This window comes from Arthrobacter sp. TJ-265, from assembly GCF_058269135.1.
Genome location: NZ_JBZCND010000001.1, coordinates 228108 through 247183 on the forward strand (window position 1 = coordinate 228108; position 19076 = coordinate 247183).

General features: G+C 70.9%; 17 protein-coding genes. 6 read left to right on the top strand and 11 right to left on the bottom strand.

What is annotated here, in order from left to right:
- Positions 1–147 precede the first annotated feature (147 nt).
- The 4 genes from AC4D2E_RS01065 to AC4D2E_RS01080 form a co-directional block, all read right to left on the bottom strand.
- A complete protein-coding gene (locus tag AC4D2E_RS01065; protein WP_490951426.1) occupies positions 148–1791 on the bottom strand; it encodes an HNH endonuclease signature motif containing protein in 1644 nt (547 codons plus the stop codon).
- A 122-nt stretch (positions 1792–1913) separates the two neighbouring features.
- Complete coding sequence (locus tag AC4D2E_RS01070; RefSeq protein ID WP_490951427.1) at positions 1914–2219, bottom strand: DUF6510 family protein; 306 nt, start codon at positions 2217–2219, stop codon at positions 1914–1916.
- A 12-nt stretch (positions 2220–2231) separates the two neighbouring features.
- Positions 2232–2948 (bottom strand): FAD-binding oxidoreductase, encoded by a 717-nt coding sequence (locus tag AC4D2E_RS01075; protein ID WP_490951428.1) that lies wholly within the window; start codon positions 2946–2948, stop codon positions 2232–2234.
- The gene (locus AC4D2E_RS01080) at positions 2945–3538 is read right to left on the bottom strand and encodes a sulfite oxidase-like oxidoreductase (RefSeq protein ID WP_490951429.1); all 594 of its coding nucleotides are present in this window, start codon (positions 3536–3538) and stop codon (positions 2945–2947) included. The genes AC4D2E_RS01075 and AC4D2E_RS01080 overlap by 4 nt, the downstream gene beginning before the upstream one ends.
- Positions 3539–3655: 117 nt before the next feature.
- On the opposite strand from AC4D2E_RS01080, the gene AC4D2E_RS01085 reads away from it, so the two are divergent.
- Positions 3656–4885 carry an MFS transporter gene (locus tag AC4D2E_RS01085; RefSeq protein WP_490951430.1) on the top strand — a complete coding sequence of 410 codons (1230 nt, stop codon included), beginning with the start codon at positions 3656–3658 and terminating at the stop codon, positions 4883–4885.
- Positions 4886–5019: 134 nt separating this feature from the next.
- Here AC4D2E_RS01085 and AC4D2E_RS01090 read toward each other — a convergent pair whose 3' ends face one another.
- The 3 genes from AC4D2E_RS01090 to AC4D2E_RS01100 form a co-directional block, all read right to left on the bottom strand.
- Positions 5020–5613 carry a hypothetical protein gene (locus AC4D2E_RS01090; protein ID WP_490951431.1) on the bottom strand — a complete coding sequence of 198 codons (594 nt, stop codon included), beginning with the start codon at positions 5611–5613 and terminating at the stop codon, positions 5020–5022.
- Positions 5614–5622: 9 nt separating this feature from the next.
- Entirely contained in the window at positions 5623–6771 is a 1149-nt protein-coding gene (locus AC4D2E_RS01095) for a zinc-dependent alcohol dehydrogenase (RefSeq protein ID WP_490951432.1), read from the bottom strand.
- Between the two features lie 106 nt (positions 6772–6877).
- Entirely contained in the window at positions 6878–7795 is a 918-nt protein-coding gene (locus AC4D2E_RS01100) for a phosphatase PAP2 family protein (protein ID WP_490951433.1), read from the bottom strand.
- A gap of 176 nt (positions 7796–7971) precedes the next feature.
- Here AC4D2E_RS01100 and AC4D2E_RS01105 point away from each other — a divergent pair, with 176 nt between their 5' ends.
- From AC4D2E_RS01105 to menD, 3 genes are all read left to right on the top strand, one after another.
- The gene (locus AC4D2E_RS01105; protein ID WP_490952306.1) at positions 7972–8913 is read left to right on the top strand and encodes an o-succinylbenzoate synthase; all 942 of its coding nucleotides are present in this window, start codon (positions 7972–7974) and stop codon (positions 8911–8913) included.
- 110 nt (positions 8914–9023) lie between these two features.
- Entirely contained in the window at positions 9024–11186 is a 2163-nt protein-coding gene (locus tag AC4D2E_RS01110; protein WP_490951434.1) for a PhoX family protein, read from the top strand.
- Positions 11187–11256: 70 nt separating this feature from the next.
- Positions 11257–12996 (top strand): 2-succinyl-5-enolpyruvyl-6-hydroxy-3-cyclohexene-1-carboxylic-acid synthase, encoded by a 1740-nt coding sequence (menD, locus tag AC4D2E_RS01115; protein ID WP_490951435.1) that lies wholly within the window; start codon positions 11257–11259, stop codon positions 12994–12996.
- On the opposite strand, the gene AC4D2E_RS01120 is transcribed toward menD, so the two are convergent.
- The 4 genes from AC4D2E_RS01120 to AC4D2E_RS01135 all read right to left on the bottom strand — a co-directional run bounded on the left by AC4D2E_RS01120 (position 12993) and on the right by AC4D2E_RS01135 (position 16879).
- Entirely contained in the window at positions 12993–13760 is a 768-nt protein-coding gene (locus AC4D2E_RS01120; RefSeq protein WP_104168261.1) for an amino acid ABC transporter ATP-binding protein, read from the bottom strand. The genes menD and AC4D2E_RS01120 overlap by 4 nt on opposite strands.
- Before the next feature lie 5 nt (positions 13761–13765).
- A complete protein-coding gene (locus AC4D2E_RS01125) occupies positions 13766–14551 on the bottom strand; it encodes an amino acid ABC transporter permease (protein ID WP_104168114.1) in 786 nt (261 codons plus the stop codon).
- A gap of 84 nt (positions 14552–14635) precedes the next feature.
- Positions 14636–15424: a basic amino acid ABC transporter substrate-binding protein gene (locus AC4D2E_RS01130; RefSeq protein WP_490951436.1), complete on the bottom strand. Its 789-nt coding sequence runs from the start codon at positions 15422–15424 to the stop codon at positions 14636–14638.
- Between the two features lie 114 nt (positions 15425–15538).
- Entirely contained in the window at positions 15539–16879 is a 1341-nt protein-coding gene (locus tag AC4D2E_RS01135) for an isochorismate synthase (protein ID WP_490951437.1), read from the bottom strand.
- A 113-nt stretch (positions 16880–16992) separates the two neighbouring features.
- Here AC4D2E_RS01135 and AC4D2E_RS01140 point away from each other — a divergent pair, with 113 nt between their 5' ends.
- Together AC4D2E_RS01140 and AC4D2E_RS01145 are read left to right on the top strand one after the other, a co-directional pair.
- Complete coding sequence (locus AC4D2E_RS01140) at positions 16993–17757, top strand: demethylmenaquinone methyltransferase (RefSeq protein ID WP_490951438.1); 765 nt, start codon at positions 16993–16995, stop codon at positions 17755–17757.
- A complete protein-coding gene (locus AC4D2E_RS01145) occupies positions 17758–19074 on the top strand; it encodes a geranylgeranyl reductase family protein (protein ID WP_104168118.1) in 1317 nt (438 codons plus the stop codon).
- Positions 19075–19076: the final 2 nt, after the last annotated feature.

The window sequence follows — 19076 nt, forward strand, 5'->3', positions numbered from 1 at the left end:
GGCCGGCGCCAGGATGGCGCAGTGACCGCGGCGCTCGCAGTCCGTCGGCCGGAGCGAGCCCGGGTCATGCCGCCTTCGTCATACGGCCCAGTCATGCGGCCCGGGTCATGCCGCCCCGGATCATTCGGCCGGGTCATGCCGCCCTCGTCATCCAGCACCCGTATCCGTCAGGTCGGAAACGGGTGGCTGGTGGGTCGGGATGTCCGCAGGTGTAGCGGCGAGTTCGCCGCGAACTGTACGCCCTGCCTGCCAGTACAGATTCCTTCGGGGGTTGCCGGTTCGTCGTCGATGAGCCGGCGGGGTGAACCACGGGATGCCACCACGCGATTCGACGGTCCACGGGTCCTCATGGATGACGTGGTGGTGACGCGAGCACAGCAGCACCCCGTTGTCGACGCTGGTCACGCCACCCTGCGACCACGGTGTCAGGTGGTGTGCCTCACACCAGCTGGCCGGAATGGAGCAGTCCGGGAACGCGCACCCCTTGTCCCGGGCGACGAGCGCTCGCCGGAGATGTGGTGGGAACAGGCGTTGCGCACGTCCCACGTCGAGCACCTGCCCGTCGCCGCCCAGGACCAACGGCATGATGTCCGCGTCACAGGCCAGCCTCCTGATGGTCCGCGCATCGACCTGTCCGGAGAAGACGGCATCGCCGGCCCGGTCGGTCTCGCCGATCAGGTCCTGGTAGTCGATGGTCACCATCACCTGCGGACGATGCCCACCCGTCGCGGGCAGGCCGCCGGTCGACAAGGCGATCCTGCAGGCCGAGACCAGACCGTCGAGGAGTTGCTGCGCCCGGGTCGGATCACCGCGATCGACCGGCGGCTCCTGCGAAGCGGGTGCTGACCCGGGAGCCGACTCCCGTGCTGACCCGGGTGCTTGCCGGTCTGTCACCTCAAGTACTACGCCGCCGACCGGGTGTTCGGCATGCCCCGAGGATCCTCTCGGGTTGGCGGCTGCATTCATGACGGTTGCGAGCTGTTCGAACTGCTCGTCCGTGGCGCCGATCTCCAGGACCTGCAATCCATGGCGTCGTCCCTTGAGGAAGACGCCCTGACGCGCCCGAAGCACCTTCTCCGTGGGTTCCTGCCCGTTCTGGTCCAGCACTGATTCCCAGCGGCGCGCCAGGACGCGGAGGATGTCCTCGTCGGACTCGACCGCCTGCCGGGTGAGGTGCTGCTCCATCGACGCAAGCTGATCCGGCGTCGCGAAGGACTGCACCCGCTCGATCGCCTGCGCCACGACGGTGGCGGCACGCCCGCTGATGACGAAGGAGTTCACGGCTTCCCCCAGCACTTCCAGCCGGGGAGGGAGCGGGTTCCCGGTGGGTGACAAGCTCGGCAGCACGACCGCCGCCAGATGCAGACGACGTCTCGCCTCGGTACGGCTGATGCCCAGCGTCTCCCGGAGGAAATCCGCACAGTTCCTGAAGCCATGACCGGCATCGCCGGATGAACTGGATGAACTGGATGAGCTCGTTGAACTGGCCGAGCTGGATGACGTGGCCCCAGGGTCCTGCGCCACCGACGCAGCTTCTGCAGGAGCGGATGCGCCGGGGCCGACCTCTGCCGAGAAGAGGCCATGGTGATCCGCCACCCGGGCGGCGAGGACCTGCAGGTGATCGACGACCTTCGACACCTGCTCCACATCGACGACGAACCGGAGGGCGTCCTGCCGTGACAGGAGGTGGTGGTACTGGGCCAGGCCGAGCGCACAGTCGCTGAGGACGGTACGAGCCTCCTCCAGGGAGGATCCCGGCCGGGGGGAGCGGGTGATCGATGTGATGGCCATGGCTCGATATTATCGAACGCGTGTTCGAATAATCGAGGCGGGGGTGCCATTGTGGAGGGATAGTGGGACCCTGATCTCCATCGGACCCCACACGGTGCACACCGGGGTACGGGTGGTGATCGCTACGTGATGCGTCGCGCCTCTCGGGGCGTGTCGATCACCAGGTGACGGACGCCGTCGACGGTGAGGATCTGACGATCGCCCTGGTCCGTGAGACAGAGCAGCACCGCCCTGCACGTAGGGCAGCGCAGCACCATGCCGGGCGCATTCGTGTAGAGCAGCGCAGCGGCCAGCGGGCCGGACGAGCCACAGCCCGCGCACCTGCACTCCGCGCTCGTGAGGTCGGAGACGAACTGGTCGAGCGCCCCGGCGAGGGCGTTGCCGTCGAGGTGGTCCTGGTCGGGGTGGTACTGCTCCAAGCTGTCCATGGCAGTCCTTTCCTAGCCGCCGTACCGCTCCGTGCGGATGCGGCCGGCGTCGTGCCCGTCCTCGACGAGCCACGCGGCAACGGCCTCGACGAAGCCCGTCGAGCCGCAGATGTAGACGGCCGGAGCCTCGTCCGGCGGAAAGCAGGACGCCGTGACGGCCTCGTGCGTGAGGCGGCCGGCCGCCCGGCCGTCGGGTGCCTCGCGTGAGTAGGCGATGTCGATCGTCACCTGCGGATCCTCCTGCCCGAGCACGGCGAGCTCACCCCGGTAGAAGACATGGTCGGGGCTGCGCACCGAGTAGAGCAGTCGCGCCGGTGCGATCGCCCGGGCCTCGGCGTGCGAGCGGAGCATCGCCATGAGCGGGACGACGCCCGAGCCTCCGGCGATCAGCTGCAGCGGACCGCCGAGGTCCGGCGTCCAGGTGAACCAGCCGCCCACCGGGCCGCGGACCTCCAGCCGGTCGCCCACCGACAGGACGCCGACGAGGAAGGGAGAGACCTCGCCGTCGTCGAGCTCCTCGACCGTCAGTTCCAGCTCGCGGGGCGGCACCCAGGCCGCCACGGAGTACGAGCGCACGGCCTGGTAGCCGTCCTCGGCGGTGAGCCGCAGGTCCACGTGCTGGCCGGGCACGCCGGTGACGACGTCGGGGAAGCGGAGCCTCACGGTCCGCGCGCGGGGGGTCTCGGGGCGAACCGCGCTGACCTCGACGTCCTGCCACGTCCGCCTCACCAGTAGCGTTCCTCGCGCCACGGGTCCCCGTACATGTTGTAGCCGTTGCTCTCCCAGAAACCGGGCAGGTCCTGGTCCATCAGGCGTATCCCGCTGACCCACTTGGCGCTCTTCCAGAAGTACAGGTGCGGGACCAGCAGCCTCGCGGGGCCGCCGTGGGCGGGCGGGAGGGGCTCGCCGTCGAACTCGTGGACGATCCACGCCTTGCCGTCGAGGAGGTCGTCCAGCGGGAGGTTCGTCGTGTAGCCGCCGTAGGAGTGCACCATCGCGTACCCGGCCTCGGACTCCACATCCTCGAACAGGGTGTCGAGGGAGACGCCACGCCAGCTGGTCCCGAGCTTCGACCAGCGCGTCACGCAGTGGATGTCGGTGGTGATGTCCTCCTGGGGGAGTGCCTGCAGCTGCTCCCACGTCCACTGGTGCATCGTGCGCGGACCTTCGGCGATCTGCAGGGTCCAGTCGGCGAGGACGACGTGGGGCGTGGGACCCGCGGACAGCACGGGGAAACCATCGGTGAGGTACTGGCCGGGCGGGAGGTTCGCGTCCCGGTTCTGTCGCCTGCCGGTGAAGCCTGAGGTAGGTATAGCCATGCGATACTCCCGCCGGGGTAGGGCGCGCCGGGTCGATGGTACGACAAAGTAGTGCACCTGCCCGATGCTGTCCAGACCAGGACGACGGGCGGTCGCCCTGCCCACTAGTGTGGAAGGGTGCCCCAGGAAACCTTCGACCTCCGTGCGATCGCAGTGGGGGCCTACGGCCCGTCGCTCCTGTACGGGGTCGCCACGGGCGCCATCCTCCCGGTCATCGCGCTGACCGCGCGCGATCTCGGTGCGGACGTCGCGACGGCGGCCCTCGTCATCACGCTCTCCGGCATCGGGTCCCTGGTCACCAATGTCCCGGCGACGCTGATCGCCACGCGGTTCGGCGAACGCAAGGCCCTCGTGGGAGCGGCGCTCTGGTGCGCGGCGGCCATGTTCTTCGCGCTCGCGGCCCCGACGCTGCCCGTCTTCGCGGCCGCCGTCTTCATGGTGGGCATGGCGGGCGCGGTGTTCGGGCTCGCGCGCCAGAGCTACCTCACCGAGGCCGTGCCCGCGTACTTCCGCGCCCGCGCGCTGTCCACGCTCGGGGGCGTCACGCGCATCGGGGTCTTCGCGGGGCCCTTCGCGGCGGCCCTCGCCATGAGCGCCCTCGGGCTCGACGGCGCCTACTGGGTGGGCGGGGTGGCGAGCCTCGCCGCGGCGGCCCTGAGCTGGCGTGTCCCCGAACTCGACGGCCCTGGGCGGATCGCGATGACGGCCCGGACGCCGATCGAGGCCGTACTGGCTCCGCCGACGGTGCGATCCATGATGCGCAGCCACGCCCGGATCTTCCTCACCGTCGGGATCGGGGTCCTGCTGATCGCGGCGGTACGGGCCACCCGGCAGGCGGTCCTGCCGCTGTGGGCCGAGAACATCGGCCTGGACGCTTCGGCGACGGCGCTGATCTACGGACTGTCGGGCGCGATCGACATGCTGATCTTCTACCCGTCCGGCAAGGTCATGGACGTCCGGGGCCGCCGGTGGATCGCGGTCCCCTGCATGCTCATCATGGGCGTCGCGCTCACGCTCCTGCCGCTCACCGGGGACGCGACCGGACTGCTCCTGGTGGCCCTGCTCATCGGGTTCGGGAACGGCATCGGCTCGGGCATCGTCATGACGCTCGGCGCGGACTTCTCACCCTCGCCCGGCCGTCCGCAGTTCCTCGGTATCTGGCGCCTGTTCACGGACGTGGGGACCATGACCGGCCCCGGGTTGCTCGCCCTCGTGACCGCCCTGGCCACCCTGTCGGCCGGCATCTGGGCGACGGCCGTCCTCGGCTTCCTCGGGGCCGGGGTCCTCTCGTACTGGATCCCGCGGGCGGCCCCTGGGTCGGCCGCACCCGTGCGTTCCCGGCGCTGACCCGCGGCGTCAGGGCGTCCGGGTCCTGCCGCATCGAGCGATGCCTCCCGGTGCAGCAGGGCCGGGAGGGGGACTGTTCGACCATGCCCACCCGCCGTCGTCGTGCAGTGGGAGGAGTCGCGGTGCCGCCGGCCTCAGCGCCGCGCCCTGCGGGCGATCGCCCGCGCCGCCAGCGCCGCCCCCGCCGTCGCGGCCACCCAGGGGCCGGCGACGACGATCGGGTCAATCCACAGGTGGTTGACGTCCACGCGTTTCCTGCCGACGCGCGACGCGATCCCGTGCCGCCGCCGCTCCGCGAGGATGCCCGTCTCGGTGACCGGGTTGTCCGGGCGCAGCGAGGCGAACGACCTCAGATGCGCACCCCAGGCGTCCACACGGTCGCCGGCCAGAAGGATGAGCCAGTGGGCGGCCCGCCCCTCGCCGTACCGGTAGGCGTACCGCCGGATGCTCCCCGAGACGCCGTGCAGCGGCGCGCTCGTCCCGAAGACCGGTGTCAGCTGTCCGTGCTCGATCGAGCGTTCACGGCCCTCCCGGCCCTGCTGCTCCTCCGGGTAGTCCCAGTGGGCACCGGTGCCGGCCGGATCGAACACCTCCCGCGGATAGGAGGGCCGGTCCTTCGGGTCCAAATCCGCGCCCCAGCCCGGGATCCTCGCCCGGAGGGCCTCGGCGCTGGGGATGTCGGTGGGCTTGTTCGCGACGTAGGGGGTGGACGGCGTCGATGAGGACATGGGGGTCTCCTAGCTGGGGTCCGCGATGATGAGCGGTTTGATGCATCCGTCGAGCTTCGCCGAGAACATGTGGTATCCCTCGGCGATGTGCTCCAGGGGGATCCGGTGCGTGACGATGTCATTGGGTTTGAGGTAGCCGTTCCGGATGTGCTCGAACAGGCGCGGCCACTGCCGCTTCACCGGCGTCTGGTTCATGCGCAGGGTCAGGCCCTTGTTGAGCGCGTCCCCGAACTTCACGGCGCTGAAGATCGGGCCGTAGGCTCCGACGACGGACACCGTGCCCCCTTTGCGCACGGAGTCGATGGCCCAGTTCAGGGCCACGGGGGAGCCGCCCTGCAGCTTGAGCTTGGTCCCCGTGACCTGCTGGAGGAAGCTGCCGTCCGCCTCCGCACCCACGGCGTCGATCACGACGTCGGCGCCGAGGTAGTCCGTGGTCCTCTTCATCTCCACGATGATGTCGTCGTACTCCGCGAAGTTGAAGGTCTCGGCCTGCGCGAAGACGCGTGCTTTCTCCAGGCGGTACTCGAGGTGGTCGATGACGATCACCCTCCCGGCACCCATGAGCCATGCGGACTTGGCGGCGAACAGCCCGACGGGTCCTGCGCCGAACACCACCACGGTGTCACCCTCGACGATGTCGCCGAGCTGCGCTCCGAAGTACCCGGTGGCCAGGGCGTCCGTGAGCAGCACCGCGTCCTCGCTGTCCATCCAGTCGGGGATGATCGTCGGTCCGACGTCGGCGAACGGCACGCGCACGAACTCGGCCTGGCCTCCGTCGTACCCGCCCGTGGTGTGCGAGTAGCCGTAGATGCCGCCCACCGCCGTGGCATTCGGATTGACGTTGTGGCAGTTGGAGAACAGCCCACGGGCGCAGTAGTAGCAGGACCCGCAGTAGACGTTGAACGGCACCATCACGCGGTCGCCGCGCGTGAGGTTCTGCACCGAAGAGCCCACCTCCTCGACGACGCCGATGAACTCGTGGCCGAACGTGTGGCCGATCCGCGTGTCCGGCATGAGGCCGTGGTACAGGTGCAGGTCCGAGCCGCAGATCGCGGCCGTGGTCACCCGGATGATGGCGTCGTTCGGGTGCTGGATCGTCGGCATCGGCTTCTCCTCGACCCGGATCTTGTACGGGCCGCGGTACACCATGGCTCTCATCGGACGTCTCCCTCGTCGCTGGTCCGGCCAGCGTTGCACCACCGCTGCGGCGGGGCAACGCTCGGCGGACCCACCGAAAAGGACGTGCGCGGCGGCGGCGGGGGTGTTAGTGGGCGGTGCGTGCGGGGGCGGACACGCGGGCCTGCGCTGAGAAGAACCACCCGGCGGCGCCCGCGAGGGTGAAGCCGACACCGATGATCCAGGTGAGCCCCCACCAGAAGAACAGCGGAATGTCGGCGGTGCCCGGTTCGGGGGCCGGACCGAGGGCCAGCACGGAGAGGTAGAGCACCATGGACAGCGCCAGGCCACCGATCCCCAGCACCCAGCACGCCACCAGCCAGCCGCGCCAGGAGGCCCAGTGTGCGTTGTAGCCGTGCCAGCTGTTCCAGTGGTCGCCGGTCCGCATGATGATCAGGCCGCCGATGAGCGTCCAGGTCCCGACGGCGAGGAGCGCGGCGACGACGTCCGCCGGGCGGTGCCAGAGGTTGAAGAACGTGGCCGCGCCCGCCAGGACGGAATAGGACCCGCCGGCGGCCGCGGCGAACGGCCGCCACCGCGGGGTCACGATGATGAAGACGGCGGCCGCCGCCGAGGCTGCGAGCGTCGTATGCCCGGAGGGTAATGAATTGAAGGCGAGTGTCGCCACGCCCCGGTCCGGGCGGTCGAACACGATGTTCTTGAGCAGCTGCGTGGTCAGGTTCGCGGCGAGGATGACGCCGACGGCGGTCACCGCGGCCGCGACCCGCCGACGCACCACGGCCACGAACAGGATGGCGGCGGCAGCGACGACCACCGAGACGAGCGGCAGGGTGTCGAGGAACTGCAGGAACGGGAGCTGCGTGTCGGGCGCGGCGACGTCGGCCTCGCGCCAGGCGGATTCGTCCGCGAACTGGCCCCTGGTGGTCCGGACGAAGGCCCAGTAGGTCCAGCCGAGCGCCGAGGCGCAGAAGACCGCGGCCAGCACGAACAACAGCGGCGAGCGTGCTGCCCGCGCCGATCCGGTGGAGGTTCGCTGGGACGTCATCCCGTCCATCGTTCCACACGATGCGTCCGGCTCCGTCACCGTCCCGTGACCTCCGAGGAGGCCGGCAGCTCCCGTAGCCTGAGGGCGTGCACACCTCGGACCCGCCCCTGCCGGACGCCCTTCCCCTACCGGCCCTCGAGGAGGTGGCCGCGTCCGCGCGGATCGTCTCGGTGCCCATGCGCGTGAAGTTCCGCGGCGTCCTCGTCCGGGAGGCCCTGCTGGTCCGGGGGCCGGCCGGTTGGGGGGAGTTCTGCCCGTTCCTGGAGTACGACGACACCGAATCCGCCCCGTGGCTCGCAGGCGCCCTCGAAGCGGCCTGGCACGGCTTCCCGGACCCGGTGCGGTCCGCGGTCCCGGTGAACGCGACGGTGCCGGCCGTCGGTGCCGCCGATGTCGAGGGGGTGCTGGCCCGCTTCGGGGACGTCGGCGCGGTCAAGGTGAAGGTGGCCGAGCGGGGGCAGTCACTCGCCGACGACGTCGCCCGGGTCGCCGAGGTGCGCCGCCTCCTTCCCGGGGCCGGCATCAAGATCGACGCCAACGGCGGCTGGGACGTGGGCGGGGCGCTCCGGGCCCTCGACGCCCTCGGCCGGTTCGGCCTGCAGTACGTGGAGCAGCCGGTGGCGGACATCCCCGGGCTCCGCACGGTCCGGCTCGAACTGCGCCGCCGGGGGGAGACGGTCCTCGTCGCGGCCGACGAGAGCGTGCGGCGCCAGGACGATCCGCTCCGGGTGGCCCGCGAGGACGCCGCCGACGTCCTCGTCATCAAGGCTCCGCCGCTCGGCGGCGTGCGGCGGGCCCTGGACATCATCGACCGTGCCGGGCTGCCCGCCGTCGTCAGCTCCGCCCTCGACACCTCCGTGGGCATCCGCGCCGGGGTGGCCCTCGCCGCCGCGCTCCCGGCACTCCCGTACGCGTGCGGCCTCGCCACGGTCTCGCTCATGGCCGGCGATGTCACCGATACCTCCCTCGTCCCCGAGCACGGGTCCCTCCCGGTGCGGGACGTCGAGGTCTCCCAGGAGCGGCTGGAACGCTACGCGGCCGGCGAGGACCGGCGGCGCTGGTGGCTGGACCGCCTGGCACGGTGCCACGGGGTGCTCGCCGCGGGCCGGCAGCGCTGATGCCTGTTCCGGTCCCGTTCACCGGCGGTTCACCGGCGGGCACCGCGGCTGTTCAGCTGCCCTCGACAGGGTGAGGTGGAACACTGCTCATCCTGTCGAGAGGTACCCCCATGACTGACACCGCGCGCCGCCTGCTGCCCATGCTCGGCCACACCAAGGGAAAGCGCAGCGCCGTCACGTGCGCCCTGAAGTGTGACAACGCCTGCGCCGACGCCGTCTGCAACACGTCGGGCAACAACTACTTCCGCGACATCGTCTCGCGCGAATTCTCGCGCCGCAGCGCTCTCGGCGCGGGAGCGGCAGGTGCCCTCACGCTCCTCGTCGCGGGCCAGACCGGTGCGGGCTCAGCACAGGCCGCCCCCGGCGGCGCGAGGGCGAACGCACTGGCCTTCAACGCCATCGCGCCCGTGGACGCGCTGGTCGACGACATGACCGTGCCGCAGGGCTACGGCTGGAAGCCCGTCATCCGGTGGGGCGATCCGCTCTTCCGCACGTCACCGGACTTCGACGCGAACAACCAGACCGCCGCCGCGCAGGCGCTGCAGTTCGGCTACAACTGCGACTACACCGACGTCCTCGAGATCGCCGGGAGCAAGGGCCGCCGTGCGGTGCTGTTCGCCAATCACGAGTACACGAACGAGAACATCATGGTGCCCCCGACGACGCCCGCGGCTGAGGTCCGCGGCATCGGCAAGGCGGCCCACGGAGTGTCCGTCGTCGAACTCGAGCGCAGGAACAGGAACAAGCCATGGTCCTATGTCCAGGGCGCCCCGCTCAACCGGCGCTACCTGACCACCACCCCCTATGAGGTGACCGGCCCGGCCGCCGGATCGGACCTGCTGAAGACCAAGGACGACCCGGCAGGCCGCACCATCCTCGGCACCCTCGGCAACTGCGCCGGTGGCACCACGCCGTGGGGCACCATCCTCTCCGGCGAGGAGAACTTCAACGGCTACTTCGTGGCTGCCGGCACCAGCGACGGCGACCGCCGTTACGGCATCACCAGCAAGCCGACGGCGCGCGGCTGGGAGATCGACGAGCCGCGCTGGGACACCCGCAACGCAGGCTACGAGAACGAGAAGCACCGCTTCGGCTACATCGTGGAGGTCGACCCGTTCGATCCCACGTCGACGCCGAGGAAGCACTCCGCGCTGGGACGCTTCAAGCACGAGGGCGCGAACGTGACCGTCGCCGCCGACGGGCGCGTCGTCGCCTACATGGGCGACGACGAGCGCTTCGACTACCTGTACAAGTTCGTGTCCACGAAGAAGGTCCAGCCGGGCACCAGCCCTGCTGCGCGCAGGGCCAACATGACGCTGCTGAGCGAGGGCTCGCTGTACGTCGCCCGCTTCCAGGGCAACTCCGTGGCCGAGATCAACGGCACCGGCACGCTCCCGTCCGATGGCGCGTTCGACGGCGTGGGCGAGTGGCTGCCGCTGCTCGTCGACAACACGTCCGTGGTCGCGGGCATGACCGCTGCCGAGGTGTCCGTCTTCACGCGGATCGCCGCGGACAAGATGGGCGCCACCAAGATGGACCGGTGCGAGGACGTCGAGCCGAACCCGCGGACCGGCAAGGTGTACGTGGCGTGCACCAACAACACGAACCGCGGCGTCGGTACCAGCGCCGTCGCCGATGAGGCCAACCCCCGCACCGCGAATCGTGACGGGCACGTCGTCGAGCTCACGGAAACGGGCGGCAATGCCACCGGCACGCGCTTCACGTGGAACCTGCTGCTGGTCTGCGGTGATCCGGCCCGGAACCCCACCACCTACTTCGCGGGCTACCCGACGGACAAGGTCTCCCCCATCTCCTGCCCCGACAACGTGGCCTTCGATTCGGCGGGCAACCTGTGGATCTCGACGGACGGCCAGCCGAGCGCCATCGGCTTCGCCGACGGCCTGTTCAAGGTGGGACTCGAGGGTGCCGAGCGCGGCCGCGTGCAGCAGTTCCTCGCCGTCCCCCGCGACGCCGAGACCTGCGGCCCCATCATCCACGACCAGGACGGCACCGTCTTCGTGGCGGTGCAGCACCCCGGCGAGGACGGCAGCTGGGAGGCGCAGGCGTCGCTCTTCCCCGACTACGTGCCCCTGGGCGGCAGCCCCCGCAAGGGCGACGCCGCGCTGCCGCGCCCGTCGGTCGTCCAGGTCTACAAGGCGTCCGAGGGTCGCCGCGACGAGGACCACTCGGGCCGGGGGCGCGGACGGCAGCCCGGCAAGCCACGCCCCAAGGGCAACCCGAACGAGACCCGGGGCGGCCGTGACGCCAAGTAGGCACTGACACCCCGACGCGACCCCACCCCCGGGTGGGGTCGCGTCACCGTCGGGGTGGAAGGATGGAACGGTGACACACGTGGGCGACACAGAGACCGGACCAACAGCGACACCCCTCGACTCCGCGACCTCGGCCGCGCGTGCCGTCCGGGCCCTCGTGGCCGGCGGCGTGAGGGACGTCGTCATCGCCCCCGGGTCCCGCAGCGCCCCCCTCGCCTACGCCCTGTCCGCTGCGGAGGACGCCGGGCTCGTCCGGCTGCACGTGCGGATCGACGAGCGGTCCGGCGCCTTCACCGCCCTGGGGCTCGCGCTCGGCGCCCAGCGCCCGGCAGCGGTGGTCACGACGTCGGGCACGGCCGTGGGCGAACTCCTGCCCGCGGTCATGGAGGCGAACCACGCCGCCGTGCCCCTGGTGGTCGTCTCCGCCGACCGGCCCGGCGAGCTGCGCGGCACCGGCGCCAACCAGACCACGGTGCAGCCGGGCCTGTTCGGCGTGCATGTACGCGCGGGCGTGGACGTCGGAGCGGGGGAGGACCCGACCGGCGCCATCGGGGATGCCCTGCGCGCTGCCGTGGGTCGTCCTGCGGACGGCCCGGCCGCCCGGCCGCCCGGTCCCGTGCACCTGAACCTCGCCTTCCGCGATCCGCTGGTGCCCGGGGACCACCCGGAGGAGCCCGCACCCGATGTCCGTTCCGATGTCGCCCCCGGCACCGCCGGCACGGTCGCTCGGGAGGAGCCGCGCGAGGAGACAGGGCCGGTGGCCCCCCAGCAGCCCGGCAGCAGGACCGTCGTCGTCGCCGGTCACGGCGCGGGGGAGCTCGCCGCGGTGTTCGCCGCGCACCTCGACCTCCCGCTGCTCGCGGAGCCGTCCTCCAACGCGCGGTTCGGCAGCAGCGCCGTCGCCCCGTACCGGCTGCTCCTGGAGCATCTCGGCCCCGCCATCACACGCGTGGTGGTCTTCGGGCGCCCCACGCTGTCCCGCCCGGTCACGGCGCTGCTGGCCCGGGCCGACGTCGAGCACGCGCTGTACCTGCCCGTGCCCGCCGCCTGGTTCGAGGAGGGCCGGCGTCCCGAGCGCATCATCGACTCCCTGCCTGAACTGCTCGCGTTCGCCGGGCGCGGTGAGGAGGGTTGGCTGCGGTCGTGGCGGGAGGCCGGGGCTGCGGCCGAGGCCCGCCTCCAGTCGCTGCTGGCGGACGAGCGGTCCATGACCGGGCTGCACGTGGCCGACGCCGTCTGGGAGCACACGGACGGCAACCTGGTGCTCGGCTCGTCCAATCCGATCCGGGACGTGGACCTCGTCGCCGCGACGGACTGGCATCCGCTGGAGGTCTTCGCGAACCGCGGGCTCGCCGGGATCGACGGCACGATCTCGACGGCGACCGGCGTGGCCCTCGCGGCGGGCATCCCCACGCGCGCCCTCCTGGGGGACCTCACCTTCCTGCACGACGTCGGGGGGCTGCTGCTCGGCAGCGGCGAACCGCAGCCCGACCTGCAGCTCGTGGTCCTCAACGACGGCGGGGGCGGGATCTTCGGGCTGCTCGAGCACGGAGCCCCGAGGACGACGGCGCGCTACGGCCCCGCCGTCGAGCGACTGTTCGGGACGCCGCACACCGTGGACCTCGCCGCGCTCGCCGCCGCCTACGGGCTGCGCTACGAGCGGGCGACGACGCTGCAGGAGCTGGATACGGCGATGGAGCGGCCCATCAGGGGCCGCTCCATCCTGGAGGTCCGGGCGGAGCGCTCGACGCTCCGGGACCTCCACGCGCGCGTCCGCCGGGCGGTGGCGTCCGCGGTGCGTCCCGCCTAGAGCACCTTCGAGAGGAAGAGCTTCGTGCGCTCGTGCTGCGGGTTCCCGAGCACGTCCTCGGGCTTGCCCTGCTCCACGACGACGCCGCCGTCCATGAAGACCACGCGGTCGCCGACCTCCCGGGCGAAGCCCATCTCGTGCGTGACCACCATCATGGTCATGCCCTCCCTGGCCAGCTGCTTCATGACCTCGAGGACGTCACCGACGAGCTCGGGGTCCAGGGCGCTGGTGGGCTCGTCGAACAGCATCATGTCGGGGTCCATCGACAGGGCGCGGGCGATGGCGACGCGCTGCTGCTGGCCGCCGGAGAGCTGCGCGGGGAAGGCATCGGCCTTCTCCGCGAGGCCCACCTTGGCGAGGTTCCGGTGGGCCACCTCGATCGCCTCGGCCTTGCCGCGCTTCTTGGCGCGCTGCTGGGCGAGGGTGAGGTTCTTCAGGACGCTCAGGTGCGGGAAGAGGTTGAACTGCTGGAAGACCATGCCGATGCGCGTGCGCACGGCGTCGAGGTCCGTCTCGCTGTCCGTGATGTCCACGCCCTCCACCATGACCGTGCCGGTGGTGGGCTCCTCGAGCCGGTTGACGCAGCGCAGCAGGGTGGACTTGCCCGAGCCGGAGGGCCCGATGACGCAGACCACCTCGCCGTGGTCCACGTGGAAGTCGATGCCCTTGAGCACCTCGTTGGTGCCGAAGTTCTTGCACAGGGCGCGGACCTCGATGGCGGGGGCCGCCGTCGAACGCGCGGCGGCCGATGCTGGATGTGCCACCGGAATCACCGGCCTCTCTTGTTGTGTCGTTCGAGCTTCGCCACGAGCTGGGTGAGCGGCAGCGTGATCACCAGGTACAGCAGCGCGGCGACCACGAGGGGTGTCGCGTTGGCCTGGCTGGTGAGGGCGTCCCGCGAGAACGTGGTCAGTTCGCGGTCGCCGATAGCCATGCCCGCGATGAAGAGGAGCGAAGTGTCCTTGATGAGGATGACCAGCTCGTTCGTCAGCGGGGGCGTGATGATGCGGAAGGCCTGGGGGAGGATCACGGTCAGCATGGTCCACGGCCCGTTCATGCCGAGGGAGCGCGCCGCCTCGACCTGCCCCTTGGGGACGGCCTCGATGCCGGCCCGGATGGTCTCGGCGATGTAGGCGGACGAGACGATGATGAGGGCGATCAGTCCCGCACCGGCATTGCCGCCGGGCGCCCGCCACTGGAAGGCGATGGGGATGGCGTACGCGAACCCGAAGATGACCAGCAGCGCCGGGAGACCGCGGAACAGCTCGATGTAGCCGGTCGCGAACCAGCGGTACGGCAGCACAGGGGAGAGTTTCATGAGAGCCAGCAGCAGGCCGAGCAGCAGGCCTCCGACGAAGGCGATGGCCGTGTAGACGACCGTGTTCTTCGCCGCGATCGTGACGATCTCGGGGAAGACTCCCATGGCCACGTCGAGGTTGAAGAAGTACGCCCGGATCGTCGCCCAGTCGGCGGCGAGGAGCACGAAGACGACGACGGCGGCGAAGACCGCGTAGAGGACGCCTTGGGTGAGGCGTCTGCGGGTTGAACGTTTCACGCGGGGATCTACCTTCCTTCGGGAGGTGGCACCCGTACGGCCCCGGAGTCGTCGGACATCCGGGGCCGCACGGGCAGGGCTGGGCTACTCCGCGAAGTAGGAGTCGTAGATTTCCTGGTACTTGCCGTTCTCACGCAGCGAGGCCAGCTGTTCGTTGACGGCGGCCACGAGTTCCTCGCTGCCGGTCTTGGCCATGATGAAGCCGTACTGCTCGTCGGTCGGCAGTTCCTCGGCGATCGTGAACGCGCCGTCCTCGGTGTGGCCGATGTTCACCGGGAGATCCTGCAGCAGGGCGTCGACGTTCCCGGCCTGGATGGCGGCGAACATCTCGGCGTCCGAGGGGAACTGGACCAGTTCCGCCTCGGGTGCGTTCTCCGCGGCGTAGGTGGCACCGGTGGTGCCCTGCTGGACGCCCACCTGCTTGCCGGCGAGGTCGTCGATCGAGGCGATGTCCGAGTCGGTCGGCACGAGGACGGACTGCAGGGAGTCGTAGTACGGGTCCGAGAACGCCAGGTTCGCCTTGCGCTCCTCGGTGATGGTGACGGCGCTGGCGCCGATGTCGCACTGGCGGGAGCCCAGGACGGCGCCGCTCTGGAGGCCGTCGAAACCGACGTCCTGCACGGAGAGCTCAAGGTCCATGCCCGCGGCGATCTCCTTCATCAGGTCCATGTCGAAGCCGGTGTACTCGCCGTTCTCCTCGAACTCGAAGGGCGGGTAGGGGATGTCCGAGCATACGGTGAGCGAACCTTCGGAGACGAGGTTCAGGCCGCTCGCCTCCTCGGACCCGGCGTCGTCGGAGCCTCCGCCACAGGCGCTCAGCGCGAGTGCGCCGGCGGCCATGGCGGCCAGCAGTGCTGATTTCTTGGAAAGCATGGGTACCTCACTTGGGCGGACGGGGGTGGAACGGGGGACGGTCCTGCTGATTCTAGCCTCAAGGAGAGGTGCATCACAGGCGACAGGGGTTGCCCATCGGTAATCCGGGTCCTGTCATCGGGACAGGCCGAGGGCTTCGATCATCGGCCGGAACTTGCTCCACGTCTCCGCGAGCTCGGCCTCCGGCTGCGAACCCTCGACGATCCCGCACCCCGCGTAGAGCCGCACGCGCGTGGGCGTCTCGACGACGGCGCCGCGGAGGGCGATGCCCCACTCGCCGTTGCCCCCGGCGTCGATCCAGCCCACCGGCCCGGCGTACGGACCGCGCTGCAGGTGCTCGAGTTCGCGGATGAGCGCTCCGGCGACCGTCGTGGGGGTGCCGCAGACCGCGGCCGTGGGATGGAGCGCCTGGACGAGGGCCAGCGACGTCGGCACCCGGCCGTCGTCGTCCGCGGCGAGCTGCGCCGTGACGTCCGAGGCGAGGTGCCACACGTTGGGCAGCTGCAGCACGAACGGCTCGCTGTGGGAGGTCATGGAACTCGTGAACGGCTGGAGGGTCTCGGTGAGCGAGTCGATCGCGATCTGGTGCTCGTGGAGCTGCTTCTCGGACCCCGCGAGGACGCGGTCGGCGTAGCCGGGGTCGCCGGCCGGGGCGTCGGCCCGGTCCAGGGTCCCGGCGAGCACGCGGGCGCGGGCCGTGTTGTTCTCCACCTTGATGAGCATCTCCGGCGTCGACCCGATCAGGCCGTCGACGGCGTACGTCCAGCAGTCCTCGTACCGCACCGCGAGCTCGCGCAGCACCTGCGCCGTCGCGACGGGCGTCTCGAGGTGCGCGACGACGTCCCGCGCCAGCACGAGCTTGCTCAGCTCGCCGGCCTGCACGTGCTTCACGCCCTCGGCGACCGCACGCTGGTACTGGTCCTCGCTGAGCACGCCCGGGCCCAGGCGGTCGCCGGGGCCTGGCGAACGCCCGGCGTCGGGCTCCATGAGGTAGGCGGCGAGAGCCGCTTCCGCCGCCTCCGCGCTCAGCTCGGCCTCGGCGTCGTCGGTGATGAGGGTCAGCCAGGCCCGGCCCTCGCTGCAGCCCACCACCACCGCAGGGACGATCAGGCGCGATTCGTGCGGCGAGGTCTTGGAGAAGGCGAAGGAGCCGAAGGCGATGAGGCCGCTGCCCGGGACGCCGAGATCGTCCAGCACCTCCGCGCCGGCGAGTTCGCGGCGCCACCACTCCTGGGCCTGCGTGAAGCGGTCCGGGCCGGTGACCGTGAACCGGGCGGTCTCACCGTAGGCCACGAGTCCGCCTCCGCGGCGGATCCAGGTGTGGGCGTCGTTGCGGACCACGTACTCGAGCAGACCCGTCCGCGGGTCCATGTCCGCCTGCGCCACGGTGATGCTGCGGAGTCCGCGGGACTGTCCGGGCGCAGGGGGCAGCGCAGTGAGGGACGGAGTGCTCATGATGCCTCAAGCGTACTCCGCGGCGTGGCGCCGCATTCGTGCGGGGCCGTGAGGTTCGGCACGTCGGGAGGACGCCGGTCGGGCGATCGGAGTTTCTTTGAGATAATGAGCGGGTGAATCGTGCATCGCTGGAGAAGCGGCCTGACGAAGTAGCAGCCATGTTCGACGACGTGGCGCCCAAGTACGACGTCGTCAACGACGTCCTGTCGATGGGGCAGACGCGCCGATGGCGCCGCATCGTCGTGGACGCCGTCGGCGCGGAGCGGGGGCAACGCGTCCTGGACCTCGCTGCCGGCACCGGCACGTCGAGCGAGCCGTACGCGGACGCGGGCATCGACGTCGTGGCCTGCGACTTCTCGCTCGGCATGCTGAAGGTGGGCAAGCGACGCCGCCCGGACATCGACTTCGTGGCGGGGGACGCCATCAACCTGCCCTTCGCGGACAACTCCTTCGACGCATGCACCATCTCCTTCGGCCTGCGCAACGTGAACGAGCCGAAGAAGGCACTCGCCGAGATGCTGCGCGTCACGCGGCCGGGTGGACGCCTGGTCGTCGCGGAGTTCTCCCAGCCCACCGTCGCGCTCTGGCGCACCACCTACACCGAGTACCTCATGCGCGCACTTCCCGCGATCGCCCGCAAGGTCAGCTCCAACCCGGACGCCTACGTGTACCTCGCCGAGTCCATCCGGGCCTGGCCCGACCAGGACCGGCTGGCCGCCTGGATCGGTGACAGCGGCTGGGGCGACGTCGAGTACCGGAACCTCAACGGCGGCATCGTCGCCGTGCACCGTGCCACGAAGGCGCCCGCAGCACCGGGCGAGGAACCGCTCCTGCCGGGCCAGGTGCGGTTGCGCCGCCGGACGTCGGCGGTCCACTAGATGTCGGTCCTCATCGTCGGGGCCGGCCCTGCCGGTTCCACCGCCGCCTACTACCTCGCGAGCGCCGGGATCGAGGTGACGGTCCTCGAGAAGACGTTCTTCCCCCGGGAGAAGGTCTGCGGCGACGGCCTGACACCCCGCGCCACGCGGGAACTGCAGCTGCTCGGCCTGCCGCACGACGAGAGCGAGGGCTGGCGCCGCAATCGCGGCCTCCGCCTGATCGCCGGCAAGCGCACCGTCGAGGTGCCCTGGCCCGAGCTCAGCGACTTCCCCGACTACGGCCTGGTCCGCACGCGCCTCGGCTTCGACGAGGCCCTGGCCCGGCATGCCCGCTCCGCCGGCGCCACGATCCTCGAGGGCCACTCCGTGTCCTCCGCCGTCCGCGACGACGCCGGACGCGTCACGGGCGTCACCGTGAACCTGCTCGACGCCGACGGCCGCAGGACCGGCGGGACCCGCACCTTCACGGCCGATGTCGTCCTCGCCGCCGACGGCAATTCGACGCGGACCGCCGTCAGCCTCGGCATGCAGAAGCGCGACGACCGTCCGCTCGGCGTCGCCGTCCGTACCTACTTCACCAGCCCCCGCACGGACGACGACTGGATGGAGGGCTGGCTCGAGCTGCCCGACGCCAGCGGCAGGCCCCTGCCCGGGTACGGCTGGGTCTTCGGCGTCGGCGACGGCACCTCCAACGTGGGCCTCGGCATCCTGAACTCCTCCGCCGAGTTCGGCAAGCTGGACTACAAGCAGGTGCTGCGGGACTGGACCGCGGGCATGCCCGCCGAGTGGGGGTTCACGCCGTCGAACATGGTGGGCGGGATCCGTGGCGCGGCGCTGCCCATGGGCTTCAACCGGACTCCGCACTACAGCCCCGGGCTCCTGCTCCTCGGCGATGCCGGCGGCATGGTGTCGCCGTTCAACGGTGAGGGCATCTCCTACGCGATGGAGTCCGCCCGGTACGCCGCGGAGTTCATCGAGCGGGCGCAGGGCGTGGGCTCGCCGCTCGGCCGCGACCAGGTCATGTCCGGGTACGCGCCCTACGTGCGTGAGCAGTGGGGGAGCCACTTCACGCTCGGCCGCATCTTCGCGCAGCTGATCGGCAAGCCCGCCGTCATGTCGCTGGCCCTCCGCACCGGCATGCCCGTCCCCCTCCTCATGCGGTTCGTGGTGCGCATGCTCGCCAACCTCACGGACGCCGGCGGCCGGGGCTTCGAGGACCGCGTCATCCACCTGCTCGAGTCGCTGGTGCCCCCCACCTCCAACCAGCCGTCCCTGACCGGTCACCTGCGTGCGCAAAGCGCCGCCTCACTTGGTTAGTC